The organism is Granulicella sp. dw_53 (genome assembly GCF_018449545.1).
Taxonomy (GTDB): domain Bacteria; phylum Acidobacteriota; class Terriglobia; order Terriglobales; family Acidobacteriaceae; genus Edaphobacter.
This window is the reverse complement of the sequence record NZ_JAAVUR010000017.1, coordinates 48,083-73,975: the sequence shown is the minus strand read 5'-3', so window position 1 is coordinate 73,975 and position 25,893 is coordinate 48,083. Positions and strand designations below refer to the sequence as shown.

The window sequence follows — 25,893 nt, the reverse complement described above, 5'->3', positions numbered from 1 at the left end:
GTCCCGCCTACTCCCCCTTCAAATAAGCCCGCGAATCCAGCACCGGCCGCTCCAGACTCCTCACCCAATCCGTCATCTCTCCCGGTCCTTTGCCATTCGCCTCAGCCTTGGCGAACTCGTTTCGCATCGCCTGCATCTTGGCCTCAAGATCGTCCAGCACATTCAGCAACAGCGCCTCCGGAGTCATCGGCAGCTTCGGCGATCCAAACTCATACTTCCCATGGTGGCTCAGAATCATATGCTCCACCAGCACCCGCAACCTCTGCGGAAACGGCTGCAGCTCCCGCACCTTCTCCACCAGCATCCCCTGCGCGATGCTGATGTGCCCAATCATCTGCCCCTCCAACGTGTACGAGAAGGAGTTCTTCCAGCTCAGCTCCCTCACCTTCCCGATGTCATGAAGAATCGCCCCCGTCACCAGCAGATCCGCATCCACCTCCGGATAAAACGGAGCCGTCGCCCTGCACACCCGCACTAGCGTTAACACATGCTCCAGCAGTCCCCCCAGCCACGCATGATGCAGCACCTTCGCCGCCGGAGCCTCTCGATACGCGGCCCCCAGCTCCGGATCATCCAGAAACGAAAACACGAGCCGCTTCAAATCCTCATTGGCAAACTCGCTGACATACCCGCGTAGCTCCGCCCACATTTCGTTCACATCAAACTTCGTCGCCGGCATATAGTCTGCCGGATCGATCTCGCTCTCCGCCGCATTCCTCATCTTCGTCAGCGTGATCTGGAACTTCCCCTGGTACTTCGAGATCTGTCCTTGCACCTTCACATAGCAGCCCTCCGCGCAGTTCGCGACCGCCTCCGCGATGTCGTCCCACATCCGCGCCTCGATCGCCCCCGTCTTATCCGTCAAGGTCAGCGCCAGAAACTGCCCACCCTGCTTCTTCTCCCGCACCTGGAGCCCCGACAACGCAAAGTACGTCGTCACCACCGCGTTATCGAACCGCGCCGCATCCGCTATAAAAAAGTCTTTCATCGCATCCAGAATACCCCCACACCTCTCCCCGCCAAAGCCGCCGCCACCCGGCACGGTTCTGGACCACGCACACAAGCCGCTTTGCTAAAGGAACCAAGAGATGGAGAATTCTCCGCCTCGCGAGACCACTCAGTCGCGAAAGATTAAAAAGAAGCACCCCTTCAGTACATTTCGGAAGCGCATCAGCAGGGATTCGAATTTTAGTTTGATCTTTTGCAAAGTCTGGAAAGGCTAAGGGTAGAAACACCCAAAAGAAACTTATATTTCCTCTTACTTTGTGAAAAGAAAATCGGTAGTCCGGAAATAAGAAGATAGTTTCAGTGTTTCTCCAGAAGAAAGTTCCATCACCGATCCTGGCGTCTTCTGCTGTGTGCTTCGCGAAGGCCGTGATAACAACTTACGTTTCTATAGTGAGGGTTGAATGTCCTTTAAGAAGGTGGTTGTCCTGGGTGCCGGTCCGCTTGGACTCATGGCGGCGATCGACGCACGGCAGCACTTTGTACGCAACGTCACTTTGGTCGAAAAACGAGGTGCCTATACACGGCCCAACGTCCCTGTTCTCGATAAGAGCACAATCACGCATCTCCAGAGCATCAAGGCAACCCCATCGAGTTGGCGCTCTGGAAAGGCGGGCGACCCGATTGCCTTCTCCAAAATTGAAGACGCTCTTCTCACGCGGGCGAAGGCACTAGGGATCAAGCTGGAACGAGGCTGGATCGCCGAAAGGATCAGTGGTCGGGATAAGAATGACCATGGCCGCTATAAATCGATGACGCTGACTCTTCGCGCGTGTGATGAAAAGGGCCGCAAGATGACTATAGGAGGCGCGCTCAAAGTAATCGAAGCGGACTTTCTCGTCGTCTCCGTTGGAGGAGGTGCTGCTGCCGATCCTCTCATTACGAATATATTAGGTTTCGCTTTCCAGAAGCTTGCACCGAAAGACTATGGAGCCTATGGCATCTTCAATCCAGAAAAGGCATCCCTTACCTCTGATGCTAATCAGCTTCAGAGAAAAAATGAGGCCCAGAAGCTAGCGAACGGGGTCATCGGGAAAAAAACACCCATTCCAACAGAAGATCACAACTATCTGCTCGCTACCTTGCGAAACTGCTCCGCCGCTGACTTCCAGAGGCTACAGGCGGCTCCGGCCGACCTGAGAAAAATTCTTCTAACCGTAGGTCAAACTACAAGTATTTTGAGCTCTCTCAAACAGGTTGAGAAAAACGTGGCTGTCTTCGAGATCTCGGTCCAGCGTGCAACCCAGTTCTACAGCCAGCAGTACCCGGCTGTTCTCCTCGGCGACGCCGCGGTGACTCCTCATCCTGAGCAAGGCAGTGGCGTTGCCGCCGGTTATGTAGGTTTAGAAAAACTGCGGCAACTCTTTCAGGAACTCAAAAAGCTCGACCGCTCCGATGATACTGAATCATCTTTCAGCAACTTCAATTCGCAGATGGATATCGTCACGTCAAAGAAGGCCTTGGAAGGGACCTTGGCGATTCTAACCAACAATATCCAAAATTTAAGGAATTACATCGCTCGCGTCAGACAGCAACAAAACACACTCTCATATCCTCAGGCAAAGCGGTATCTTGGCGAGTTCGCCGAGCGCCTTCAGACGCTCCAAAGCAATATGGAGAGCCATAAAGTAGAAACCGAAAAACTGCTGGGTTCATTCAATGAACCTGATCTCTCCAAAATAGGAGCAGCATTAGGAAAATTGTGGAGCAGCATCAAGAACTCGCACGATGAAATCCAAGGCCTGATTGGGCAAACCGATCTGATGTCCGAGAATATTGAAAATATACGAAGGAGCAGATTCGGAACGTAGCGTAATGGCGGGAAGTTTCTTTCCCATCCGGTGTTCTATCGGAGGACAAAGAAGCAGCGCGCGTACGGCGTCCACCGGTCTTCTCCGTCGAAGACTATCTAGAAAAGCAGAGTTTCACAGGCCTTCCACGTCGAAGGCTACCTAGGAGTTCTTAGTGAAAATTGCTTTTGTCTCCGTTCCAGTCCCTGGGCATCTAAATCCGACCTCCACTCTCGCACGGCGACTAAAAGCTCGGGGAAACGACGTTGTATTGATCAGCGCTCCCTCGACCGAGCCCTTTGCTCACGCAGCCCAACTGTCCTTTGTTCCATATGGCGAGAGCGTGTCAACGTCCTCCACCGTTCAGGAATTCCGCCAGCAAATAGGCAGCTTACACGGGCTGGAGGCTCTTGCACTCGTCTGGAAAATCCTCGCCTGGACGCACAAAGGTCTGGCCGACGACCTCTTCCGCGTACTTCGAGAGGAGCGGATCGATGCTGTAGTCCTCGATGAGGGGCAGGCTGGGTTGGCTCTTGTACCCATGTACCTGGGCATGCCATACGCCACCATCTCAAACTCCTTTCACCTGGACTTCACCGGAGGCACGCCCCTATGCATCTTCGATTGGCCGCATGATTCCTCTCCCCAATCGCTGGCCAGAAATCGTGAGGGGCTACGCAAGACCAACCACATCTTCGAGCCCAGCAGGATCGCCGCGCGCTCCTACGCCGAAGGAATCGGCCTGGATCAACGCATCGATTGGAACGATCCCTTTGCCCTGATCTCGAAACTTGCCTGGATCACGCAATCGCTAAAAGAGTTCGACTTTGCAGGGACGGAATGGCCCTCCCAGTTTCACCATACCGGCCCGTTCCACGATGGCGCCGGTCGGATCGACGTGGACTTTCCCTGGGATCGACTCACCGGCGAACCTTTAATCTATGCATCCATGGGAACAGGCCACAACGGAATCCAGGAAATCTTCAATACCATCGCAAAGGCAGCGGGCACACAGCCGGGCACACAGCTTGTCCTCTCCATTGGCCAAACTGTGGATCCGAAGATGATCCAATCCTTGCCGCCCAACTCCATTGTCGTGCGCAGTGCGCCGCAACAGGAGCTTCTCGCGCGATCGTCACTTTGCATTACGCACGCTGGCCTGAACACAACGCTCGAATCCTTGATGCACGGAGTGCCCATGGTCGCAATCCCCGTCACCAACGATCAACCCGGAAACGCCGCAAAGATCGCCCACACGAAGACCGGAGCCTTTGTTCCCATCGAAGAGCTATCGGTCCCACGGCTCTCCTCTCTCATCGATCAGGTCATGGGGAATCCGAAGTACAGACAGAATGCCATGCGAATGAAAGAGACCATCGCCGAGACCAATGGCTTGGAACGGGCCGTCGACCTCCTCGAAGAGGCCTTTCATCTCTCCTCTCAAAGAACTCCAGTTCCGTCCCATGGCTCCGAACATCAGGCCCCATCTACCCGAGCCTCCAACGGCTAAAACGGAACCCCTCCGCGTCGCTCGTCCTGGGAGAGTTCCCTTCGGTTCGTAACCCGCAACCATCTCCTCTGTTCGTGCTCCTATAGTTTGTTTTCGCAAATTCCTCAGCAAAATCGCATGTCAAGCCCCAAAACCACCCAAACGGTTGATTCCAAAAGAAATAAAAGTGACACGTTAGTTTTGGCCGATCCCATAAAATAGAACTAGAGATCAAAAAAAAGCCCCCAATCCATCGGGGGCTTTTCCAGTTTTGTAGGAAGAGAGGAGAAAAATCGCCGTAACTCAAGCTGGCCGTCGTATTTGCGCACAACCCATTTAGAATGAGCCGCTTACAAGCAGTAGTGTCCCGTAAGCCGCAGAAAAGAAAGCGCTTATACCCAAATACCCCCAGGGGGGTACCCCCACCCTCTGAGGCAAAGAAACGGGAGCAGCCGAAGCCACTCCCGTTCGTAGAACCATGAAGCATGGAACCTGCGGCTAGTTTGGAGGAGGCGTTGGAATCGGCGCACCCGGAGTAGCGGGAGTGGTATTCCCTTGCGGAGGGGCGCCCGGAGCAGACGAATTGGCCGGAGGAAGCGTCGTACCGTCCGACGCGGGCGCCGTCTTCGTGGCAGGCGTCGTGATACCCGGATTAATCGGGTTCCGGTACGGAGTCGCCTCGGGAGCAGGTGCCGACGGATCCTTCGGCTTCTGCTGCAGCCTCTCCTTCGGAGCGCCCTTCTCCCGCTTCTTCTTCTTCTTCTTCACGGTGTCGCCGTTCAGGCCCAGCGGAGCAGCCTGGGTCTTCTGCGTCGCCAGCTCCTGAGTATCGGCTGGAGCAGGAGTCGCGACGGCCTTCTCCTTGGCTTTGGAAACCTTCACCGCCTTCTTGGTCGCTGCAACCTCCTTCGCCCGGGCACTATAGCGAACCTTGCCCGTCACCGGAGCCTTCGGCGCCAGTGGATCGGGATCGGACGTGGACGAGAACTGAGATACGGTCTCCGCCGGAGCGATCGCCGCACCTGGAGCCGCTGAACCACCCGGCCCGGTTGCAGCATCGTCCCGGTCTGGCCGGCCCAACCCGGCGTCGCTAGCTAGATCCTGCGGTGCAGGCGGCAGCGAGTTCCGGGGAGCCTGTCCGAACCGGACCTTCTCCTTCTTGATCTTCTTCTGCTTGCCCGGCGCAGGAGCCTTACTATTGCTGGCAGTAGTCGTCGGAGTGGTCGGAGTTGCAGCAGCGGCAGCGGGAGTTCCAGCAGCCGTCGTGGCGGTCGAAGCAGCACTAGCTCCTTCAGCCCCAGGTGCCGGAAGCGCAGGCACAGCCGTAGCTGGACCAGCCGCGGCAGCGGCCTTCTCTGCCGGAGTCTCTCTGTTCGCCGTGGAGAACCTTCCGCCTCGGTCGAACCGCTGCTTCTCCTGCGTCTTCTTCTTCTTCACCACGGGAGGCGTGTAGGCCGTAAACACCGGCTTGGTCTGCTTGGAACTTGCCCCAGCGTCGACAAAGCCTGGCTTGATGTCGATGTAAGCCTCTTCCCGCAGTTTGGTCAGATAGGCACGCAGCGCGGGCTGCATCTGTTGCATGTACAGCGCCTCTTGAATCTGAGGTTCGACGTCTTTCATGGGCGGAATGCCGCTGGCCTGGTGTTCCGTCACCTTCAGAATCACGAATCCCTGACGGGTTCGGATCGGAGCGGTCGCGTCGCCTGCCTTAAGTACAAAGGTCTGATCTTCAAGGACTTTAGCCAGCGCGCCGCGCTTGAACAGTCCCAGATCGCCGCCCTGGGAGGCCGTTGGGCCGCCGGAATAGCTCTTCGCCAGATCCTCGAACTTGCCGCCCGCCTTGACCTTGGCGGAGATATCCTCCGCCTTGGCCTTCGCTTGGGCAACAGCATCGTCCTTGGCGTCCGGGGAAGTCGGAATCAGGATCTCGCTCAGCCGAACCTGCTCCGGCTGCTCGAACTCCTGCTTATGAGCCTCGTAGAACGCCTGCTCTTGTCCCTGCGTCGGCTGCAGCCGGCGCCCGACCTCGTCCCGCACCACCTGCTGCGTCAGGATGCCGTTCTTGATGTTGCTCTTGAAGTCCTCATACGAGACGCCCTGCGAACGGGCCGCCTTCTCGAGGTCTTCCATGGTGTCCAGCTTGTTCTGCTTGCGGATCTCGTCCAGCCTGCGGGTCATCTCCGCATCGGCATTGAGCCCGAGCTCCTTCGCCCGCGAGAGCAGCAATTGCTGGTCGATCATGTCGCGCAACAGCGTCTTCTGACGATCGGCGGCGTCCGCAGAACTGACGTTGCTGCCCTGCTGCTGGATCTCCTGGTTTAACTGCTGCTGGCTTCGCTCCAGGTCGCTTCGGCTGATGATCTGGTCGTTAACCCGGACGACGACGTCCTCCACCACCGTGCCATTCGGCGTGATCGCCGCCGGAGCCGGCAACGGAGCTGTGGGCTGTTGTGGAGCACTCGCAGGCGTGCTGTAGGGGCTTTGGTACCGTGGTGCCTGCGCTGACACCACTCTCGGCAAAGTCAGCAGGACCAGCCCGCACACCGCTGCAAACTGCGAAATTCTCAAGGTCATCGTCACTCGTATTCTTCAGATCGGCATCAGGCCACATCTGTCTCGCAGCCAAATCCCTGCGAGTCTCAGCCCCTGCCGTTGGACGCCACATACAACCCGACGGTATCCACCTGTATTCTAACCGCCAGAACACCATCCTGCGAATCCCACCTCCGTATCCAGTCTTTCCCTCCTCTTCGCTTACCTCCCGGTGCTATACTCCGTCCAAAGTAGGACTGTATTCGCACGGGCTGCTCCGCCCTCTACCGCACCACGACTGCCGTCACACGAGGTCATAATCCCGCCCATGGCACCCCGCTCCCGTCGCGCACTTTTTTCCGTAACTCTCTTCCTCGGTACTTGCGCCGTCTTTGGCACGCTCGTCAACCAGAAGGTCGCGGCTCAATCCGCCACCGATGAGTCCACTCTCCGAGATAGTCTTCGCTCCTTCACCAGCGTCTACTCCCTCGTCGAGCAGAACTACGCGGATAAACTGGACTCCGATAAGACCGATAAAGCCATCTACGATGGCGCGATTCCGGGAATGCTTCACACCCTCGATCCTCACTCCAACTTCTACGATCCCAAGGCCTTCGCCCAGATGCGCGAGGACCAGCACGGGAAGTATTACGGAGTAGGAATGCAGATCCGCCCGCAGCCGGATAAGAACGGTACAACCAAGATCGTCGTTCTCAACCCCTTCGAGGACACACCCTCTTATAAGGCTGGCATTCGTCCCGGCGATGTCATCGTCTCCATCGACGGCAAATCCACCACAGGCATGGATTCCACCGCTGTCGCTTCCCTCCTCAAAGGACCCAAGGGAACGCATGTCTCGGTCACCATGGAACGCGAAGGCGCTCCCAAACCCCTCGTCTTCGACCTCGTCCGCGACGAGATTCCCCGCTACTCCGTAGATCTGGCCTTCCAGCTCAAGCCTGGCGTCGGATACATCCACGTAACCAACTTCATGGAGACCACCAGCCGGGAAGTCGGCGATGCCCTCGATAAGTTCCAAGCGGCTGGCGAACTCAAGGGCCTCGTCCTTGACCTTCGCGGCAATCCTGGCGGACTTCTCAACGAAGCCGTAAATATGTCCGACAAGTTCCTACAGAAGGGCCAAATCGTAGTCTCGCAACGCGGCCGCGCCTTCCCGGACCAGGTCTACCGAGCCGCCCACGGCGAACAGGGCTCGAATAAATACCCCATCGTCGTCCTCGTCAACCGCAACACCGCCTCAGCCGCTGAGATCGTCTCCGGAGCTCTTCAGGACCACGACCGCGCCCTCATCGTAGGTGAGACCACCTTTGGGAAGGGCCTCGTCCAGACGGTATTTCAGATTACTGAGAACACCGGTCTCGCCCTTACCACCTACCACTACTACACCCCCTCCGGACGCCTGATCCAACGCAACTACGACCATGTCTCGCTCTACGACTACTACTACGTCCGCGACGCAGGCAAGGAGCCGAAGGACAAATCCAATCTCGAAGTCAAACTCACTGACGCTGGACGCACCGTCTATGGTGGAGGGGGAATCAGTCCCGACGAGAAGATCGATAACGTGAAGTCGAATCAATTCCAGGATTCACTTCTCCAGCACTACGCCTTCTTCGACTTCAGCAAACACTACCTCGCCACTCACACCGTCCAGAAGGACTTCGCGGTTGACGACACAGTTTTACAGGAGTTCAAGGCCTTCCTCAAAAACAACAACATCACCTACACCGATAACGACATCGCCGGCGTAAGTGATTGGGTCAAAGAGAGCATCAAGAGCGATATCTTCACCTCGCAGTTCGGACAGCTCGAAGGCCTCAAAGTTCGAGCCCAGTGGGATCCTCAAATCGCCAAGGCAATCACCTTCCTGCCCCAGGCGGAGGCCTTGGAAGAACACCTGAAACTGGCACAGAAGACCACCACGACCGCCAGCCGCTAGACCCGTTGTTCGCTGCTCATTGCACAATGCCGCCATCTCGCGGCATTGTGCATTTAACGCAGACACCGTCACTTTTCCGGGTCGAAATCACCGACATCTCATTGAACCGGACTGAAAGTAGCTTATCTGCACCGCCACCGCTCAGGAATGAACATCATTGAAGAACCTCGTTTGGGCGTCGTATCATAGATCCAAATGGCTTTTCCCATCAAAGTTTGCGTCAACTGCTCGGAAGAGTTTCAACTGAAGCCCGATAAACCTGGCTTCGCCAACCGTTGCCCCGAGTGTAGCGCTCCAGAATCAGCCGATCCTACGACGAAGCACCGCATGGACGCCGATGAGCGTAAGACTGTCACCGAAGCAAATGAAGCTCGGAGACAAGCGATGCGGGAACTTCTCTACCGCAAAGACAGCTAATGCCCTCCAAGGGACATCCTTGGCTGGAACTCAAGCCTAAGGTCCATAGAAATTCAGCTATTGCTAGAGGGATGTAAGGTGGGTTCAAAATCTGGAGCGGGAGACGGGGATCGAACCCGCAACCAACGGCTTGGGAAGCCGCTACTCTACCATTGAGCTACTCCCGCTTCGGAGCTAATTATACTCTGGCGTACCAGGAGGATGCGACCGTCCCTTTTGCTCGTGGCATCCGCAAAAGGCGCTGCCGGCTCTCTCCGAAGACGGTGTAATCCGCCCATGCCTTTCCTGAAACGCTCCTCATCGTTCGTAGGCGACACTCGCAGACCTCGTCTACCGTAGTTGTGCCCACTGCACACGAAAGCCTCACGAATTCGGTTATTCTTTCTTCGACTCCTTCTAGTGCTTCAAGATGCAGACCGGAACTCATGGCTACCCGAAAACAGCCCATCAAGAGCGTTACATTGGCAGACGTCGCGCGCGCCGCTGGCGTCGCCCCTATGACGGTCTCACGCTTTCTCAACCAGCACCCCAATATTTCGGAGAAGACAGCACGCAAGGTCAGCGCGGCTATCGAACGTCTCGGCTACTCGCCCAACGTGGCCGCCCGCATGCTGATGGGCCAGCCCTCTAATGCGATTGGTCTGATTGTTCCCAATCTTGGCGATCCTTTCTTTGCAGAAGTAGCGCATAACATTCAGGAGATCGCTCGCGAGCATGGTCTGCTGGTTTGGGTCGCCGCTTCAAACTCGAATCAAGAGACCGAGTTCGCTATTCTTCGCCAGATGAGGCAGCATTGCGTGGACGGCATGCTGCTGATTGCCACCCCAGGAAAACTCAAGTTTGAGCACGGCAATGGTACCCCCATCGTCTTGCTCGACCGCCCGGTCGAGAACAGTGGCTGCGATGTCGTGCTGGTCGAGAATCGACGCGGTTCCATGGAAGCCGTCACACATCTTCTCTCTCACGGATACAAGCGCATTCTCTGTATCAGCTCGGACTGCGAAAAGATCTACACAACTCAGGAGCGCATCGCAGGCTACGAAGACGCCATGCGCAGCCATGGGCTAAAGTTCGAGGCTATCCTCCAGGCCGAGACGGCCGAATCCATCCGTATCTATCTCGAACAGGCCCTCGCAGGTGCCGCACCGCCAGAGGCGATCTTCACCACCAACAACGTCACCACGAGTCATGTAATGGAAGCTATCCAGGAGCTCAATCTCTCCATCCCGGACGATATGGCTCTAATAGGCTTTGACGACTTCGAATTGGCCTCTCTCCTCCGTCCCAGTCTGACCGTCGTTCGCCAACCTGCGGCGGACCTTGGCAGACAAGCAGCGCGTCTCCTCTTCAAACGAATCTGCTCGGATGAGACGTTGACGTCCATCTCTCTCTTGCTGCCGGCCACGCTAATCCTCCGCGCCTCCTGTGGCTGCCCGGATTCTAGGTTTTTATCATCCTCTGTACAAAAAACTCGCATACGAGGGATCGCTACAACGATTCCACTGCCTGCACTGCGCTAGACATACTGCTCCTCCGTAGGTGAGCGCGTAAACCCCGAGCTTGCAGGGATCTCAGAAGCGTCCTCTCCACTCCTCAATGGAAGACCGATGATATAGCTGATGGGCAGCATCCCTCCACGCTCCTCGCCAACCTTCCACAGATAGTGCTCTTTTGGGGACGCTCCCTTCAATTCCGCGACCATCTCTTCCAGCTCCTCGGGTGCATAGGCGCGAAGACAGGAGATCAGCCCATCGAATCCGATTGCCAACGGAATTACAGGGACAACGTAGGTCCAGAACAGACGCGACCAACAAAAGGGCCGAATACGCGGAGTCAACCACAACACCATGAGCGGTGTCATGCAGACCAATAGTACGGTCTTCACGTTGCGTCCCGGTACCTCGAAGATCCCAATACCCCGGCCGTCTTCCATCGCATCGTGGAGCACGCGCCGCGCGTTCGCTGGGCCGAAGTGGTGGAACGAAGAAAACATAGTCCTGAAGCCCGACAGTGTCGCGGGCACATGTAATGCATCGACGGGTTGCGAGATTGAACCGATCTTCGAGTTTGATCGGAGACGAGCCCGCTTGAACGCCTCAAGATTCGGATACCTGTCACTTAACCTTACGCGGACGGGCAACCGGAATGCCTGTTCCAACTTTTCGGCCAGACGCTGCCAGGGTCCACCACCACCGGAGCAAAGATCCAGCACCTCCACCGTTCCGGCGCTCGCCAAAGCATCGTGGAGCAGAGACGTGATTGGACCATAGGAGTTGCCGAGCTCCCACAGCGCCTGTAGTGCATCCGTGAACAGATTACGTAAGTGATCAGGAAAGCGAGGATGGTCATGGATCTCAATCAACTCAATACGCCGCAAGGTATCTCCCAATCGTTGTATCTATGTCAGCACTTACCGTTTACAGCCATAGCTCCGTGAAACCTGTGAGTTAGACGTGTGCGAGAAGGCTTGCTGTAGCCTCTCACATCCGAGAATTGATTAGGAGAACAATTTCTTCAGGGGGACACAAACGTCGCTAATTGTAAGCAGGAATGAAGCAACCGGGCAAGAAGGGGAAAGACTGGTTATCGAGGTAATCCAGGCACCGACCAGGGATACAGAGCCAGACAGCGCCTCACTCAAGTACTCACCGGAACAACAATCCTTGAATCCAAGAATTAGGCGAAATCAATTTTTGAATGGCTCTCTCCTGCCTGGGTTGAAGTTTCCCATCCATGGTTCTCGTAGATTCCAGTAAGGCAGCATCAAACCTTCATGCATCGCATTGGCACTGCCGGCTGGTCCATTCCCCCAAGCGAAGAGCAAGAAAGAACTCGCCTCTATCGCTACTCGCGCACTCTTTCCTGCGTTGAGATTAATTCATCTTTTTATCGTCCACATCGTACCGCTACATGGGCTAAGTGGGCCAAAGAGACTCCGTCGAACTTTCGCTTCTCCATAAAAGCTCCTAAGACAGTGACTCACGAAGAAAAACTACACAATACAGCTCCTTTGCTCAAAACATTCTTCGAACAGATTGAACCCATGCGCGAGAAGATGGGTCCCATTCTTTTTCAGCTTCCCCCATCGCTCTCCTTCGATTTCGCACTTGCTGAAGACTTCTTTTCTTTGGTGCGGGAACTCTATCAAGGGGAGGTCGTCCTTGAGCCACGCAATACAAACTGGTTTACCACCGCGGCGAATACACTTTTCAAAAGATTTGCGATCGCCAGAGTGGCCGCCGATCCTCCCAAAGGCGATCCAATAGCTGCTACACCCGGCGGGGACACTAAGCTCGCTTATTACCGCCTTCACGGTTCGCCACGTACTTACTATTCAAATTACGAGGACAAGTTTCTGACTGCGTTGGCTGCCGAAGTCAAATCTCACGATAACGTCTGGATTGTCTTCGATAACACCGCACTCTCACACGCGTATGCAAATGCCCTCAGACTTCAGACGTTGATTGAGATCTGATGTCTCTCTTCTGGATCTCGATGGATCTATATGGTGGTGCCCATAGAACTATTGCAGTAAAGAGCACCCTGCCCTTACTTCTTCGCCATCCCCCTGTTCCACAAGCGCAGGTCTGCCGCACGAAGTTATCAAACGTGCGCTTCTTGTGCTGCTCTTGATCCATCATCGATAAAAGAGGTCAGCATTTACGGGACGTTTATGTTCGCAGCAGATACTGGCAATAAAATTGCCGCTCAGTTACAAACCAAGGAGGAACTACCATCGTGAAAAGTTCATCGAGTTTGCTTCTCCGGGCCCTCATACTCATTACCGTGGCTTCAGCCGATCGAGCCGAGTCGCAGGTAAACCTGCTTGCAAAAGGTACACTGACCGCCAGCAGCGCCGGAAGCTATGCTGACCTTTCGGGTCTGACAGGAACACTGGAGAATGGAGTTTCCGCCAATCTGCTAGGGGGACTCGGCTCAGGGATTGCCTATGTCTCTTCCGATCGTTTCCTCGCCGTGCCAGACCGCGGGCCTAACGCCGTCTCCTACAACGCGGCAATCGACGATACAGCCAGCTATATTGACCGCTTCCAAACCATCAAGATGAACCTGCAGCCCAATACAACGGGCTCTGGTCTCCCCTTTACCATCGCGCCTACGCTTGAAAAAACGACTCTGCTCTCGAATCCAAGTGCCCTGGTATACGGTTCGGGGGCCGGGTTGGGAGTGGGTTCGGGCGCGCCTTCGGTTAACTATGTGGGCCAATACTTCTTCACTGGACGGTCGGATAACTTCGATCCGAATCAGAACTCGGGCGATCCAACCGATGCTCGTCTGGATCCGGAGAGCATCCGCCTTGCAAACGATGGGATGAGCGTCTTCATCTCTGACGAATACGGTCCATATGTCTATCAATTCGACCGGTTCAAGGGAACCCGAATAAGAACCTTTGCACTGCCGAGCAAGTATTACGTCAGCAACCTTAGCCCTGTTGGAGCGACTGAGATCGCCAACAACACCAGCGGACGGACCGCAAACAAGGGCCTTGAAGGTCTGGCTATCACCCCGGATGGAAAGACTCTGGCGACGATCATTCAGGCTCCCTACATTCAGGACGCGAATCAGGGCGGCGCAGCGGCAAATCTACTGCGCATTCTCACCATCGATATCACCTCTGGAGTCATGCACGAGTACGCCTACAGTCTCACAACCGGATCTGGCGTTAGTGAGTTACTAGCCCTGAACAACCATGAGTTCATCGTGGATGAGCGCGATGGCAAAGGTCTGGGCGATGGCTCCAAGGCAAAGATCAAGCAACTCTTCAAGATCGATCTCACAGGGGCTACCGACGTCAGCAACATGGATGGACTCACGGCAGCCAATCACGAGGTGTCCAAGACGCTGTTCCTCGACATCGTCAACGTCCTGACGGCCAGCGGATTCACGACCGGTACCATTCCTGCAAAGATCGAAGGCATGGCCTTCGGTCCTGACGTTACCGTAGGCGGTGTCACAACCCATACGATATGGGTTGCGAATGACAACGACTTTCTGCAGGACTACGGTGGAGTGACCAACTCTAATCCGAACCAGTTCTTTGTGTTCGGCTTTAAGGACTCCGATCTGGGCGGTTCGGTGTTCGTACCACAAGCTCGAAATGGGTATCTAAATTAGCCCAAGTAGTTCTCGGCTGATGTGGAGTCCGTTTGCGGACTCCACATCAGTAGCCATCCGCAGACGACAATAAGGCCTTGTATCGCCGGTTTATCGCTTGTGCCCCGACGACCGAGCTTATGAGTGAAACATGATCATCCATCCAGCCATTACAAAGCGATCTCCGGCCATCCTGAGAAGCCAGCCTGAAAGCTGATTCAGACGTTCAAACGCCGGCGTATCTGGGTAGCAGCAGCAGCCAAGATGCCGGAGCCGAGCAAGAACAGACTGGAGGGCTCGGGAGCAACCGCAGAAGTGTTTGTCAGGGTGAAGGTGACTGGCGCGTCCTCGAAGTCCCCGTCGGAGCCCAGGCTGATGGCTTCGTATCCGGCTACCGTAGAGAAGATATTGACCGAATACGTGACTCCAGCTAGAACCTGAGTAAAAGCAAAGCCATTGACATCCAACAATCTCGAAGCGGTGGGAAAGAGCAGATTATCGTTTCCGAAAAAACCATCGGCCGCGATAAGGCCAGTTATACCGCTTCCACTCATTGCGTTGATGGTATAAGAACCATCTCCATTGTTCGATGCTGTGAGCACGCCAGATCCACTGAATCCACCACCAGAGCCGATAGCGTTGAAGTTGAAGGTATCAGCCTGCGCAGCAGCAGGCAGTAGAAGGAGACCGGACAATGCAAGGGACAAGAATGAAAGACGCAAGAGACCTCCAGATGATGACTCACCGAGAGTACCGTCCCGAATAAGAATGAAATGTTAAACGCAAGATAATTCTAATTCTGAGGGTATCGCCCCTTACGGGTTTCAATATCGGGATCAAGCCGTCCTGGTTGGCGGACCAGTCTTCCATATCTCGGCGCAATATTCCCGTATCGTACGGTCGGAGGAGAACTTCCCGGAGCGAGCTGAGTTGAGCATCGACATGCGTGTCCATCGATCGTGATCCTGGTAAGCCTCGCTAACGCGTTGCTGTGTGTCCACGTAGGACTGGTAATCGGCAAGAAGCATGTAGGCATCCTGCTCCAATAAAGACTGAACCAAGGGCCGAAAGACGTCGGCGTCGCCTTTAGAGAATCTGCCTGAGGAAAGGCCGTCCAACACCTCTCGCAAGAGATCGTTCTGTTGATAGAGATCGTAGGGTCGATAGCCGTTCTGCTGCTCCCGCGTAGCCTCTTCCGAGGTCAACCCGAATAGAAAGAAGTTTTCTTCCCCAACCTCATTTCGGATCTCGATGTTGGCACCATCTAGTGTCCCAATAGTGACTGCCCCGTTCATTGCAAATTTCATGCATCCTGTCCCAGAGGCCTCCTTCCCTGCTGTAGAGATCTGTTCGGCCAGGTCAGCCGCCGGGTAGATGCGCTGACCGAGGGTGACATTGAAGTTCGGGAGAAATACGACCTTTAGTCTGCCTCTTACGTCAGGGTCATTGTTGACCAAATCTGCGACCGAGTTGATCAGCTTGATGATGAGTTTCGCCATCACATAGCCGGGCGCCGACTTGCCACCAAAAAGAAATACTCGAGGAGCCATCTCAACGTCTTTATTCCGCTTGATCTGCAGATAGAGCGTCAGGATATGGAGTACGTTAAGATGCTGCCGTTTGTACTCGTGTATCCGTTTTACCTGAACACTGAAGATCGCATGAGGGTCAGTGACGATTCCGGTCGTCTGTTGAATGTAGCCAGCGAGATCTGCTTTGGTATCGCGCTGCATATCGCGCCAGCCCTTCACAAAGGATGCATCTTCGACAAACGGCTCGAGCTTCCGAAGTTGGTCCAGATCGGTGATCCACCCATCTCCAATGGCCTGCGTGACCAAAGCAGCCATGCGCGGGTTGCAGAGCGCAATCCAACGCCGCGGCGTTACCCCATTCGTTTGGTTACTAAACCGTTTGGGATAGAGCCGATAGAAACTATGGAGCAGATCTTCTTCGAGCAATCTCGTATGCAGTTCCGCTACGCCATTTATCGAATGGCTCCCCACCGTAGCAAGGTTTGCCATGCGCACCGAACGATCCCCGGATTCCTCGATCAGAGAGACATCTCTGATCAGATCGAGATCGCCAGGATAATCATGTTCCACCTCCTCTAAGAATCGGCGATTGATCTCGTACACGATCTCCATGTGACGCGGCAAGAGATGGCTGAAGAGCGGGATCGGCCAGCGTTCGAGCGCCTCAGGCAATAACGTATGGTTCGTATAGCCAAAGGTCTGCTGCGTCGTATTCCAAGCGCTATCCCAGTCCAGATCGTGCTCATCTATCAACAGCCGCATCAACTCGGCGATACCGATCGAAGGATGCGTGTCATTCAATTGCACTGCCCACTTCTGATGAAACTCTTTCAGGTCTCGGCCCTGCTGCAGATGTATGCGGATCATGTCCTGCAGCGAGCATGAAGTAAAGAAGAACTGCTGCATCAATCTCAGCTCTTTGCCTGCAATCTTCTCATCGTTTGGGTAGAGCACCTCGGAGATTGTCTCCGACATCATCTTCTGTTGCACTGCTCCCAGATAATCCCCAGTGTTGAAGCGTTCGAAGTCAAAGGATTCTGTCGCCTGAGCCTCCCACAACCGCAAGCGATTGGCGACACCATTGCGATAACCAGTCATAGCGGTATCGAATGGCACCCCCATGACCGCGTGCTCGGGCACCCAACGAACCCGGTATTTCCCCTGCTCGTCCACCCAAGCTTCCGTATAGCCACCAAACTTCACCTCAACGATCGAGTTGCTGTCACGGATGTCCCACGGATTACCGAACTGAAGCCACTTGTCCGTTAGCTCCTTCTGCCAGCCGTCTTCAATCGTTTGTTTAAACATGCCGTACTCGTATCGGATACCGTAGCCGATTGCAGGAACGGACAGTGTCGCGAGCGAGTCCATGAAGCAAGCAGCGAGCCTTCCAAGACCGCCATTTCCCAGGCCAGGCTCAGGTTCCTCTGCGATCAAGTCGTCCAGATTAATGTCGAGATCGACTAGCGCCGACCGCAATTCTTCGGTGATGCCAAGATTCAACAGGTTGTTGCCGAGTTGAGGACCTAGCAGAAACTCCGCCGAAAGATAGCCAACCACCCGAACATCCTTAGCGATATAAAGTTCAGAGGTATCTGTCCAAGCCTTCATCATCCGATCGCGCACTACTGCCGCAGCAGCCAGATACCTGTCCCGAACAGACGATCTCTCCAACAACCTGCCGACCGTGCAATTCAGATGGTGGATAAAAGCTTGCTTGAGATCGGCATTGGAACTCATATCGTGACTTTCGATATTTTCAGACTTCGAAGATCCACCCACCATGTTCGCTCCCATTTTGATCGAGATAGTTCATTCTCTTACTTATGCTATCTATATAGTCCGCCATCTAAATGAACAGCATTTGAATGCTTTTGAGATGCAAAGTCCAGCAATGTGCGTTCGCCCCTATTGCCCGGGAACCACGGCAGCCTCACCGCAATGATCGCACGAAGCCATTCTCCCAAAGCACGAACCATTCCTGCCTAACAACGGCTAGTGTCGAGGAAAGACTGTCAGTAAGATTGTCTATCAAGACAAGACTCGGCAAATCGCCATTCGCCTACTTTCAGAATTTAGGTGTGGAGCACGCGCAATTCTCTTCTACACGGTAACAACCTCAAAGCGAACAAAGCCGAAGTCAGTTACACGACGCAGCGTACGAACACTCTTGCGTGAACGATTGGGACGGAGAGTGCGTGAGCTTCGCGCAGACCTGCGCCGTTGACTCGTTTACTAGAGATAAAGTCTGCTACACATTTAGTTTAATGCGACGATTCGTTAGTTCCGCGCTTCGTCAACCCTGCCCCAAAACACGTTCATTGCGGCTTTGAATACTAGCTTTCGTCTTCGCGGTCGCTCCAGGTCCAGGCTCAAAGCGCACCTCACGAAATGACAGTGAGCGACCTCCTTTAGCACGTAGTTGAACAGGTTCGATCGGCTTCCCGTAGAATTTTCGACTATCAGAATCGGAACTTTCCCGTTGGGCGCGAGCCATCGATCTCCCCATTGCATGAGGGAAAGCATCACTGGCGTCAGCTCCTCTCCTTTTTGGGTCAATCGATATCCATCCGTGTTTGCCCGGTCCTCTAACGGAAACCGCTGGATGGCGACGAACGACGAACGATCTCATCATCACCGTTCGAGTTTAACAGAGAGGTCAAAAATCTTCTTGTCGATGGCATTCGAAAGTACCCTTCCTGCAGGATAAGCGACTAGCGGATTTGTCAGCCCGGAATGCTCAGGGCGAACGTCATTGGCGCTCTTGTTTCTGGTTCAGACCACACGAGCCGGCAAAGTTGTGCATGGATAACGTTTTCAATACCTCTGATCCTCTATCTTTGCTGTTTGATCGCCGTGATCTTTGCAAGATGATACTCGTCGTGCTCCGCGATGAAATAAACGAGATCGATTACTCGCATTTGCCGGTTGAGGCGTGGATGAAATGCTGTCCGTTCGACTAGCGAATCATCAAGAGCGTCGAAGCGTTCTACAAGTCTCGACCTCGCGTCGCGAAATCTAGCCAATAACTCTCGAATGGATTTGGCGTTGTGATCTGCTTGCCAGGTGGCTCTGTTGGTCTCTTCCCATGCCCTGAGTTGCAAAAGGCCGTTTGTAAAGTCATCCAATCGCCCTGACATGAGGGGCTCAATGTCTAACAAGTGTCCGATATTTTCCTGAATAGACCAAGAGGTCCCCAGCCGTTTGGCCAGCAGGGAGACAGGCACATCCCTTACGGCCTCTTCCGCTCGTGCCGGCCCTCCACGGATTCTTTCAACGAGATTTGGGTACATCCATCTCGGGCAATCGAAGTTAAAGCTTCGTTCAATCCAGGGGAAAACCGCTAGCATTGGCAACGCTCCTCTTCCACATTTTATCGGCCGTAACATTCACGGACAGGGTCATAGGCTCCCGACAGCCGTTGCCGACTCAAGGCTGCACCTCGAAACGTCAATTTTACGATGCCTTATAGACTGCTATCTCCCTTCTGCGTCAGTTGGGAACATGCACTCCACGCGCAGTTCCTGCGCGGTGATGCACTGGGGCATCCCGACTGTTGTGATCAGAGAAAAGTAGGAGAAACGCTGATTGTCTCGTCGAAACGTGATGGGCAGTACAGGACTTTGGTATGTGAGCAACGGCTTCAACCCTGCAACCCCGGGATATTGCTTCAACCGCTTCAGCAGTTCTAGGAGTTCCGAATCGAGCACCTGTCCTACCGCTTCCCGCCGCACCCTTTGCAGCAGGCCGGCCGCGACCCTTTCCCACTCTTCGATAAAGGGCCGCATCCCCCCAGGGTCGAACATCAGGTCAAGGAGATTCCGCGGCTTTGGTCTATTGTCCAGATCGACGAATGAACCGAAGAAGCGCGGTGCAGCCTCATTAGTTCGCACCACGTTCCAATGGCGATCCAGCACGAGCGCAGGATGCGGCTCATGTTGCTGCAGCATCCGATCGATTGCCCGGATCACGATCGCCATTTGCTCGCCATCCATGCTCGGCTCGCTGTACTGTGCGGCGTATCCCGACGCAAGCAGTAGAACATTTTGTTCGCGTAGAGGAATGTTCAAAGCTTCGCCAACGGTCGAAAGGAACTCCCGACTGGGAGCACTCCGCCCTCTTTCCACAAAGCTCAAATGACGCTGCGAGATGCCGGTATCCATAGAGAGATCGAGCTGACTCTTGCCACGCTCCTGTCTCCAATAGCGCAGCAAGTCGCCGAGCTGAGGAATTGCGTGGCTAGAATGCGTTCCCATTACGATCTCCTCTTGTCAAAGTTAACCGGACGACGGGGTCGACCAATAGCTGACTTGTGGCGATTTCATCTATACCTTTTAAGCTCGCCAAGTATACTGCTGAAAGGGGGCATCCAGTGGCGGATTGGCGATAGTTGCAAAGTAGTTTGTGATCGTCGAAGCTGCCACGATAGCGATAACCTCCAGAATCTGTTCCTTCGTGAAGCCGGCAGCAATGAACGTATCGAGTTCCGAGTCGCTCAAGTGCCCACGTTTCTCAATGAGCCCCTTTGCCAGAGTGGAAAGTGCAGCAAACCGCTTGTCCGTGGGCATGCCCCGCTCTCGAATCTCATCAGTCTCTTCCAAGCTCACTCCCTGCTGGTGCGCCAGCGCCGTATGAAACGCTACGGCATAGGCACAAGAGTTCGCCACTGCATCTGTAAGAAGAACAATTTGAATCTCCTGCTCAGTGAGGCTGCTGCTGTGGACCTGCTGAAATACGCCAACGAGAGAGTTGATGAGTTTCGGCGAATTTGCAATGGCGGCCGCGATATTTGGTATAGCACCAAACTTCTGCTGAAGAAGTTCAAGCCCATACTTCGAGTTCTCGGGCGCCGAAGCAAGCGTGTGAGTCGGATAGTTTGGCATGTAATTCTCCTCTGTGATCTGTAGCGTCGCAGAAGATTCTGTACGACTACTGACTTAGTATCGAAGAGAAGCAGAGGCACAGCAATTACCTCTTAGGTAATATTTTGCGAAGCACTTGTATGGACACATCGGCACCACATGCTGACTCGACAATCACTTCTTGCTCTTATCAAGAACCGGGTTACACAGGATGAAGAATCATATGGACGTTCGGAAGACACAATGCAGTCGAAAAACTCACGACCTTTTGGGGAGAGGCTATTTCGATCCCTACCGTTTTTAGCAGGGCGTTACAAGACGTGTTGAGTATTCTTTTCGGCGCACCCTGTCCGATCTGTACGCTCAACGGCGAAAAGGCCAACATCTCTGCTAATAAAGTCATTTCTTCAGATGGCGTGCCACCACGTTTCTTTGGGGAGGGCCTCTAACCGCTCATTGTGGGTCTTCGCCTTTACTGAAGCAACGGATAACATAGCTTCCACTTCCGTCTGTTCTCGCGCATTTCCGAAGGTCGCCAACGCTTTCTCGAAGTTCGCTCTACACTGATCGTGTCTTCAAAATATTGGTTTATCCGATTTGGATCGCGTCAGTCATATGCCCATCCCTGAAATCTGCATATAAACGCCATTCGTTGGGCTCGTGAAGACGTCCTATCTAGAAAATCAGAAGCTTAAGTGCTTAGATCGATTGCTGCCTTCGTCCCACCACGACACGCTAGCAGTGGACTTGCCCGATCGATCAGGTTCGGAGAACCAAGTAACACTTATGGCTGGCCTCCGCCCCCACCTGCACCATAGATGTTGCCGGTGGTGTAGCTGGCGTCGTTCGCGGCGAGTTGGACGTATATGCTTGCGAGCTCAGCTGGCTGCCCTGCCCGGCGCAACGGATAGGTTTCGCCGAAGTGAATCAAGTGGTCCTGGGTAGCTCCGCCTGAGACTTGCAGTGGCGTCCATATCGGACCGGGCGCAACGCCATTGACACGAATGCCCTTAGGACCGAATTGCTTCGAAAGGGACTTCACGTAGTTCATAGTCGCAGCCTTCGTCTGAGCATAGTCATAGAGGTTTCCCGCGGGATCATAGGCCTGTTCGGAGGTGGTGGCAATGATGCATGAGCCTGGGCGCAGATGCGGAAGTGCAGCCTTGATGATCCAAAACGGAGCATAGATATTGGTCTTCATCGTCGCGTCGAAAGCCTCCGTAGTGAGTTGGAGGAGGTCTTCACATTGCTGCTGACGCCCAGCGTTGGACACGATGATATCCAGCCCTCCCAGTGCCGCCAACGCCTTCGCGACAAGATCCTTACAGTAGCTCTCCTCGCGTAGGTCGCCGGGGATGGGGATAGCTTTGCGACCTTCGGCTCTGATTAACTGAATGACTTCGGTTGCATCGGGCTCCTCGGTGGGGTAATAGCTGATGACAACATCGGCACCTTCCCGTGCATAGGCGATGGCAGCTGCACGTCCCATGCCGGAATCGCCACCCGTGATGAGCGCTTTGCGACCAGTGAGGCGCCCCGAGCCCTTGTAACTAGTTTCGCCGTGATCGGGGCGAGGATTCATCTTACTGGCGAGTCCGGGCCACGGCTGCGATTGTCCCGGATACGGCGGTTTTGGATACTTTGCCGTCGGGTCGGCAAATGGTGCAGCCGTAGCGCCGCTAGCCGTCTGGGCGTGCGCTGAAGGAGCCGCAGCCGTAAGCGCCGCGCCAGCGATGCCTACTCCCAGATGGGTGACAAGATCACGGCGCGAAATCGGGTTCTCGGAACTCATTCTGTTATCTCCTATTGGTGAAGGTTGCGCCCCATTGCATATAGACGCGTGTCCTATCGCATCGCAGTCGTTGGGTTCGTCTTGCTATTCCTACAGACGTACTGACATAGACGCACAAATCCCCGGTCGCGTGGTCTGACCCTAAACCGGCCGAGTCCAGTCACATCGCTCCCCCCGTGCCACGTCCAGAAGAGATAAAAGACAATCTGAGGCCAAACCTAGGAACTGCCACAAACCGTCCAGGTTTAGCTCATTCTGTGTTTTGTGAGCGCGTATCAGAACACGGGACGTGAGGCGCGATGGAGTCAACTGCGTGAAGTGGAACTTGCGTCACGGATCAGTGACGCTGAGCTGTATATGCTGCGGATGCTGCCGCTCTTGCCGACGGGCGTTTGCGCCACGGTGACGTCACCTTTTATTCGTTGGATTGGCTGGTGCAACGACGCAAACATAGGGACCGTCCAGCTTCAACGTGAGATCTTTTCCAGCGCAAGATCGCGTGTGCGTGGCCCCATAAGCCCGATCACCGCCATCACGATCAGCATTGCCGCCGCAATGAATAGAAACACACCGGTGGTCCCGAATTCTTTTAAAATGCCCGCAATGAAAAACGATGTGAAAATGGCAGAGAAGCGGCTCCATGAGTAAACGAAGCCCACCGCACTCGTTCGAATGCTTGTAGGAAAAAGCTCGCTCTGATAGGCATGAAAGCTATAGGACATGATGTTGCTCGCGAGTGTAAGTCCCACGCCCAAGGCGATAAGTACCAATCCAACCGAAATCTGGCTAAACAACAGGCCGCACACTACGATGGCTGCGGCAGTCACCACAATCACCGTCTTGCGTTCGAACTTATCACCGATAAACAGTCCGATCATCGGCCCGACGGGTGCAGAGATAGCGATGATCGATGAATACAGCAAGCTACTTGTGACCGTGATGCCCTGCTTGATAAGCAGCGTTGGCACCCAGTTGGCGAATCCATAGAAACCGATCGTCTGGAAGATGTTAAAGATGCTCATCATTAGGGCGCGCTTCCTGTAGGGTGTCACCCACATGTCGCGAAAGGTGCGGTCCAGGACCACGAGTTCGGGCGCCGCTGGAGCTGGAAGCGGACCTCCATACTCTTTTGCTATGACGAATTCCAGCTTGGACACCAGCTGATCCGCTTCCAAGAGCCGACCCTGCTGCGCGAGCCAACGTGGGCTTTCGGGCAAAGCGCGCCGAATGAACCAGACAAAGATTGCACCGTGCGCACCGATGATGACAACCCAGCGCCATCCGTCCAGGCCGAACGGCTTGTGGGGCACAAGTAGATACGACAGAAAAGCCACGACCGGCAAGGACATAAACCCCACTGCCTGCTCGCAGGCAAAAGCCCGTCCACGAATCTGCTTGGGGACAAGTTCGGAGATATAAGTTCCGATCGTCACGAGTTCTACGCCAATGCCGATACCTGCCACAAAGCGCCAGAAGTTCAGACCATTAGCCGTGGTCTGGAACGCCATGATCAAGTTTGCGCCCGTATATAGAAGCAACGAATACGTAAAGATCGCGCGACGGCCAAAGCGGTCCGCAAGGGATCCGCAGCCAAGCGTGCCGATGAAAAGTCCAGAAAACATGGAGGCAATAAAAGCCGCCACACCCTTCAAGCCAAACAAGCCAACCGTGGTGGGCGTCAGGATACCGCTCCTAATGAGTCCCGGCGCAACATAGCCGGAATACAGCAAGTCATAAAGCTCGAAGAAAAATCCGCAGCTGAGCAAGATGACAAACTTCCACATCGTCCGCGTGGCGGGCAGCCGATCTAGGCGCGCGGAAATCATGCCGGCGGACAGCGAAAGCGCTTCAGTAGGAACGTATGTGGACTTCGATATTGCCATAGATCTTGACTCCTCAGTAAGGATTGTCGATGCCCACGCACGAATCTGTCTACTACCGCATTGGAAGAAGATTGTTTTGTAAAACACCACGGATTGCTCGTGCGCAGAAGAAACTTCGGCTGTTGCGCATAACCTGCTGAACTCTTGAGGCTGCGCGCTATGGTACAAGTGGACGTTCATACGAAGGAAACATACCCCGTTCGCTTTAGGCTATTCGCGCTGGCAACACTTCGCGTCGCTAAAATGGACTAGAAGTATTTCGATATGGCCAATCCTCGTCATCTTCAACGCGCGATTGATCGATCCTCAACGGAGATTTTTTTCTGGAAGGCCAAGAATCGAGAACGCTGTCTGATAGAGCCTCATGTGCAGCGCCGCCACAACGGAAGCCAGCTACGTTTACTTCCCTCGGCCTCCAAAGCGCAGTCCGCCGCAGAAGTCATCGCATTGAGGGTTGATCGGACAATTATTCGCGCAGACTTAGAGCACCATGCTTCCATCTTGGGAGCAAATCGCCCGCCTCAGGACAGCGCGTGGTTTCTCTCCTCTGCGAGCGCAGAGGAGAGAAACAGCCCAGGTTGTCGTTCGAGTATTCTCGACTTAGGCCTGGAATGTCACCGTAAGAGTTGCTTTTCCCAGCGTATGCTTGCCCATTAGGAAACCCACCATCGCCCCACTGGACTCGGCGTCAACACCTAGCTTGTCGATGCTGAGAGCGTGCACAGTGAATATGTACCGGTGTGGAGCGCCAGGCGGTGGCGCTGCTCCTCCGTATCCAGCAATTCCGAAATCCGTTCGCGTCTGTAAAGCACCTCTCGGGACAGAGCCGTTTCCGGAGCCTGCGCCAGCAGCTAATTCATGAACTTCATTTGGAATGTCGACGACAATCCAGTGCCACCAGCCCGAACCAGTCGGAGCATCCGGATCATAAACCGTGACCACGAAGCTCTTCGTGCCAGAAGGTTCGCCCTCCCAAGCAAGATGGGGGGAAATATTCTTACCGTTGAACCCGAATTGGTTAAGAACATGGGCGTCAGCTAAGATCCCGCCGTCCCGCAAATCGTTACTAAATATACGAAAGCTCATACATCTCCAGGCGCCATCAGCGCATTGTATTTTTAGTTAAAATGGGCCGTTTGAACCTCGGATCATTCGGCTTGTCATATCGTATGATCGGCGCTAGATTCCGTATTGGATTGCGCTTGCGTCATTAGGGCTTCTAATAGCGGTTTATAGGGGCGAAACGATCGCTTGTCTATTTCTCAACATTGAAAGCGCCGATAGCTGTACGTGCGGAAATCGCGATAGGTGATAAATGAGCACTCGATCCTTCTGAAGCAACTGCTCGCATTGCTAGGGTAGGTGCAAACAGTGGATGGAGTTCGATCAAAACGGCCATAGAGTCTCTCAAAGACGCCAAACCTTCTCGAGAATCTGAATGATCAGCCGCACCCAGAAACGCACCGTCAGTTCTGGTGCGTCAGGACGGAACCTAGTTGTTTGGAAGGTCTAGTTACAA

At 54.5% G+C, this 25,893-nt stretch carries 18 protein-coding genes and 1 tRNA gene; 7 read left to right on the top strand and 12 right to left on the bottom strand.

Annotation, left to right across the window (positions count from 1 at the left end; all coding sequences use genetic code 11):
* Positions 1-7: 7 nt before the first annotated feature.
* Positions 8-988, bottom strand: coding sequence for an HD domain-containing protein (locus HB393_RS21330; RefSeq protein ID WP_213807227.1), 981 nt, complete (start codon positions 986-988; stop codon positions 8-10).
* Between the two features lie 421 nt (positions 989-1,409).
* Between HB393_RS21330 and HB393_RS21325 the strand changes: the two genes are divergently transcribed.
* Together HB393_RS21325 and HB393_RS21320 are read left to right on the top strand one after the other, a co-directional pair.
* On the top strand, positions 1,410-2,816 hold the full coding sequence (locus tag HB393_RS21325; RefSeq protein WP_213807226.1) for a hypothetical protein: 1,407 nt from the start codon (positions 1,410-1,412) through the stop codon (positions 2,814-2,816).
* Positions 2,817-3,138: 322 nt separating this feature from the next.
* Positions 3,139-4,305, top strand: coding sequence for a nucleotide disphospho-sugar-binding domain-containing protein (locus HB393_RS21320; protein ID WP_345945361.1), 1,167 nt, complete (start codon positions 3,139-3,141; stop codon positions 4,303-4,305).
* A 477-nt stretch (positions 4,306-4,782) separates the two neighbouring features.
* On the opposite strand, the gene HB393_RS21315 is transcribed toward HB393_RS21320, so the two are convergent.
* A complete protein-coding gene (locus HB393_RS21315) occupies positions 4,783-6,858 on the bottom strand; it encodes a peptidylprolyl isomerase (protein ID WP_213807224.1) in 2,076 nt (691 codons plus the stop codon).
* 286 nt (positions 6,859-7,144) lie between these two features.
* Here HB393_RS21315 and HB393_RS21310 point away from each other — a divergent pair, with 286 nt between their 5' ends.
* Entirely contained in the window at positions 7,145-8,776 is a 1,632-nt protein-coding gene (locus HB393_RS21310; protein WP_213807223.1) for a S41 family peptidase, read from the top strand.
* Positions 8,777-8,971: 195 nt separating this feature from the next.
* The gene (locus HB393_RS21305) at positions 8,972-9,193 is read left to right on the top strand and encodes a hypothetical protein (protein WP_213807222.1); all 222 of its coding nucleotides are present in this window, start codon (positions 8,972-8,974) and stop codon (positions 9,191-9,193) included.
* A 92-nt stretch (positions 9,194-9,285) separates the two neighbouring features.
* Here HB393_RS21305 and HB393_RS21300 read toward each other — a convergent pair.
* A tRNA-Gly gene (locus HB393_RS21300) sits at positions 9,286-9,360 on the bottom strand.
* 258 nt (positions 9,361-9,618) lie between these two features.
* On the opposite strand from HB393_RS21300, the gene HB393_RS21295 reads away from it, so the two are divergent.
* On the top strand, positions 9,619-10,713 hold the full coding sequence (locus tag HB393_RS21295) for a LacI family DNA-binding transcriptional regulator (protein WP_213807221.1): 1,095 nt from the start codon (positions 9,619-9,621) through the stop codon (positions 10,711-10,713).
* On the opposite strand, the gene HB393_RS21290 is transcribed toward HB393_RS21295, so the two are convergent.
* Entirely contained in the window at positions 10,710-11,570 is an 861-nt protein-coding gene (locus tag HB393_RS21290; RefSeq protein WP_213807220.1) for a hypothetical protein, read from the bottom strand. The genes HB393_RS21295 and HB393_RS21290 overlap by 4 nt on opposite strands.
* A 396-nt stretch (positions 11,571-11,966) precedes the next feature.
* On the opposite strand from HB393_RS21290, the gene HB393_RS21285 reads away from it, so the two are divergent.
* Entirely contained in the window at positions 11,967-12,668 is a 702-nt protein-coding gene (locus HB393_RS21285) for a DUF72 domain-containing protein (protein WP_213807219.1), read from the top strand.
* Between the two features lie 263 nt (positions 12,669-12,931).
* On the top strand, positions 12,932-14,326 hold the full coding sequence (locus HB393_RS21280) for an esterase-like activity of phytase family protein (RefSeq protein WP_213807218.1): 1,395 nt from the start codon (positions 12,932-12,934) through the stop codon (positions 14,324-14,326).
* Positions 14,327-14,523: 197 nt separating this feature from the next.
* On the opposite strand, the gene HB393_RS21275 is transcribed toward HB393_RS21280, so the two are convergent.
* The 8 genes from HB393_RS21275 to HB393_RS21235 form a co-directional block, all read right to left on the bottom strand.
* Complete coding sequence (locus HB393_RS21275) at positions 14,524-15,027, bottom strand: PEP-CTERM sorting domain-containing protein (RefSeq protein ID WP_213807217.1); 504 nt, start codon at positions 15,025-15,027, stop codon at positions 14,524-14,526.
* A gap of 114 nt (positions 15,028-15,141) precedes the next feature.
* Positions 15,142-17,577: a glycogen/starch/alpha-glucan phosphorylase gene (locus HB393_RS21270; RefSeq protein ID WP_255551464.1), complete on the bottom strand. Its 2,436-nt coding sequence runs from the start codon at positions 17,575-17,577 to the stop codon at positions 15,142-15,144.
* A 1,094-nt stretch (positions 17,578-18,671) separates the two neighbouring features.
* On the bottom strand, positions 18,672-19,187 hold the full coding sequence (locus tag HB393_RS21260) for a DinB family protein (protein ID WP_213807216.1): 516 nt from the start codon (positions 19,185-19,187) through the stop codon (positions 18,672-18,674).
* 126 nt (positions 19,188-19,313) lie between these two features.
* Positions 19,314-20,093, bottom strand: coding sequence for a helix-turn-helix transcriptional regulator (locus HB393_RS21255; protein ID WP_213807215.1), 780 nt, complete (start codon positions 20,091-20,093; stop codon positions 19,314-19,316).
* A 78-nt stretch (positions 20,094-20,171) separates the two neighbouring features.
* On the bottom strand, positions 20,172-20,720 hold the full coding sequence (locus HB393_RS21250; protein WP_213807214.1) for a carboxymuconolactone decarboxylase family protein: 549 nt from the start codon (positions 20,718-20,720) through the stop codon (positions 20,172-20,174).
* 763 nt (positions 20,721-21,483) lie between these two features.
* Positions 21,484-22,491 (bottom strand): SDR family oxidoreductase, encoded by a 1,008-nt coding sequence (locus HB393_RS21245; protein WP_213807213.1) that lies wholly within the window; start codon positions 22,489-22,491, stop codon positions 21,484-21,486.
* Positions 22,492-22,958: 467 nt separating this feature from the next.
* On the bottom strand, positions 22,959-24,374 hold the full coding sequence (locus HB393_RS21240) for an MFS transporter (RefSeq protein WP_213807212.1): 1,416 nt from the start codon (positions 24,372-24,374) through the stop codon (positions 22,959-22,961).
* 600 nt (positions 24,375-24,974) lie between these two features.
* On the bottom strand, positions 24,975-25,460 hold the full coding sequence (locus HB393_RS21235; protein WP_213807211.1) for a kinase inhibitor: 486 nt from the start codon (positions 25,458-25,460) through the stop codon (positions 24,975-24,977).
* Between the last annotated feature and the right edge of the window lie 433 nt (positions 25,461-25,893).

Bases quoted from the DNA above. Each gene is read 5' to 3' on its own strand.
- HB393_RS21325 (WP_213807226.1), top strand. From the start codon at position 1,410: ATGTCCTTTAAGAAGGTGGTTGTCCTGGGTGCCGGTCCGCTTGGACTC.
- HB393_RS21255 (WP_213807215.1), bottom strand. From the start codon at position 20,093: ATGGGAACGCATTCTAGCCACGCAATTCCTCAGCTCGGCGACTTGCTG.
- HB393_RS21305 (WP_213807222.1), top strand. From the start codon at position 8,972: ATGGCTTTTCCCATCAAAGTTTGCGTCAACTGCTCGGAAGAGTTTCAA.
- HB393_RS21260 (WP_213807216.1), bottom strand. From the start codon at position 19,187: ATGCTAGCGGTTTTCCCCTGGATTGAACGAAGCTTTAACTTCGATTGC.
- HB393_RS21270 (WP_255551464.1), bottom strand. From the start codon at position 17,577: ATGAGTTCCAATGCCGATCTCAAGCAAGCTTTTATCCACCATCTGAAT.
- HB393_RS21330 (WP_213807227.1), bottom strand. From the start codon at position 988: ATGAAAGACTTTTTTATAGCGGATGCGGCGCGGTTCGATAACGCGGTG.
- HB393_RS21295 (WP_213807221.1), top strand. From the start codon at position 9,619: ATGGCTACCCGAAAACAGCCCATCAAGAGCGTTACATTGGCAGACGTC.
- HB393_RS21235 (WP_213807211.1), bottom strand. From the start codon at position 25,460: ATGAGCTTTCGTATATTTAGTAACGATTTGCGGGACGGCGGGATCTTA.
- HB393_RS21310 (WP_213807223.1), top strand. From the start codon at position 7,145: ATGGCACCCCGCTCCCGTCGCGCACTTTTTTCCGTAACTCTCTTCCTC.
- HB393_RS21245 (WP_213807213.1), bottom strand. From the start codon at position 22,491: ATGAGTTCCGAGAACCCGATTTCGCGCCGTGATCTTGTCACCCATCTG.
- HB393_RS21285 (WP_213807219.1), top strand. From the start codon at position 11,967: ATGCATCGCATTGGCACTGCCGGCTGGTCCATTCCCCCAAGCGAAGAG.
- HB393_RS21315 (WP_213807224.1), bottom strand. From the start codon at position 6,858: ATGACCTTGAGAATTTCGCAGTTTGCAGCGGTGTGCGGGCTGGTCCTG.
- HB393_RS21240 (WP_213807212.1), bottom strand. From the start codon at position 24,374: ATGGCAATATCGAAGTCCACATACGTTCCTACTGAAGCGCTTTCGCTG.
- HB393_RS21250 (WP_213807214.1), bottom strand. From the start codon at position 20,720: ATGCCAAACTATCCGACTCACACGCTTGCTTCGGCGCCCGAGAACTCG.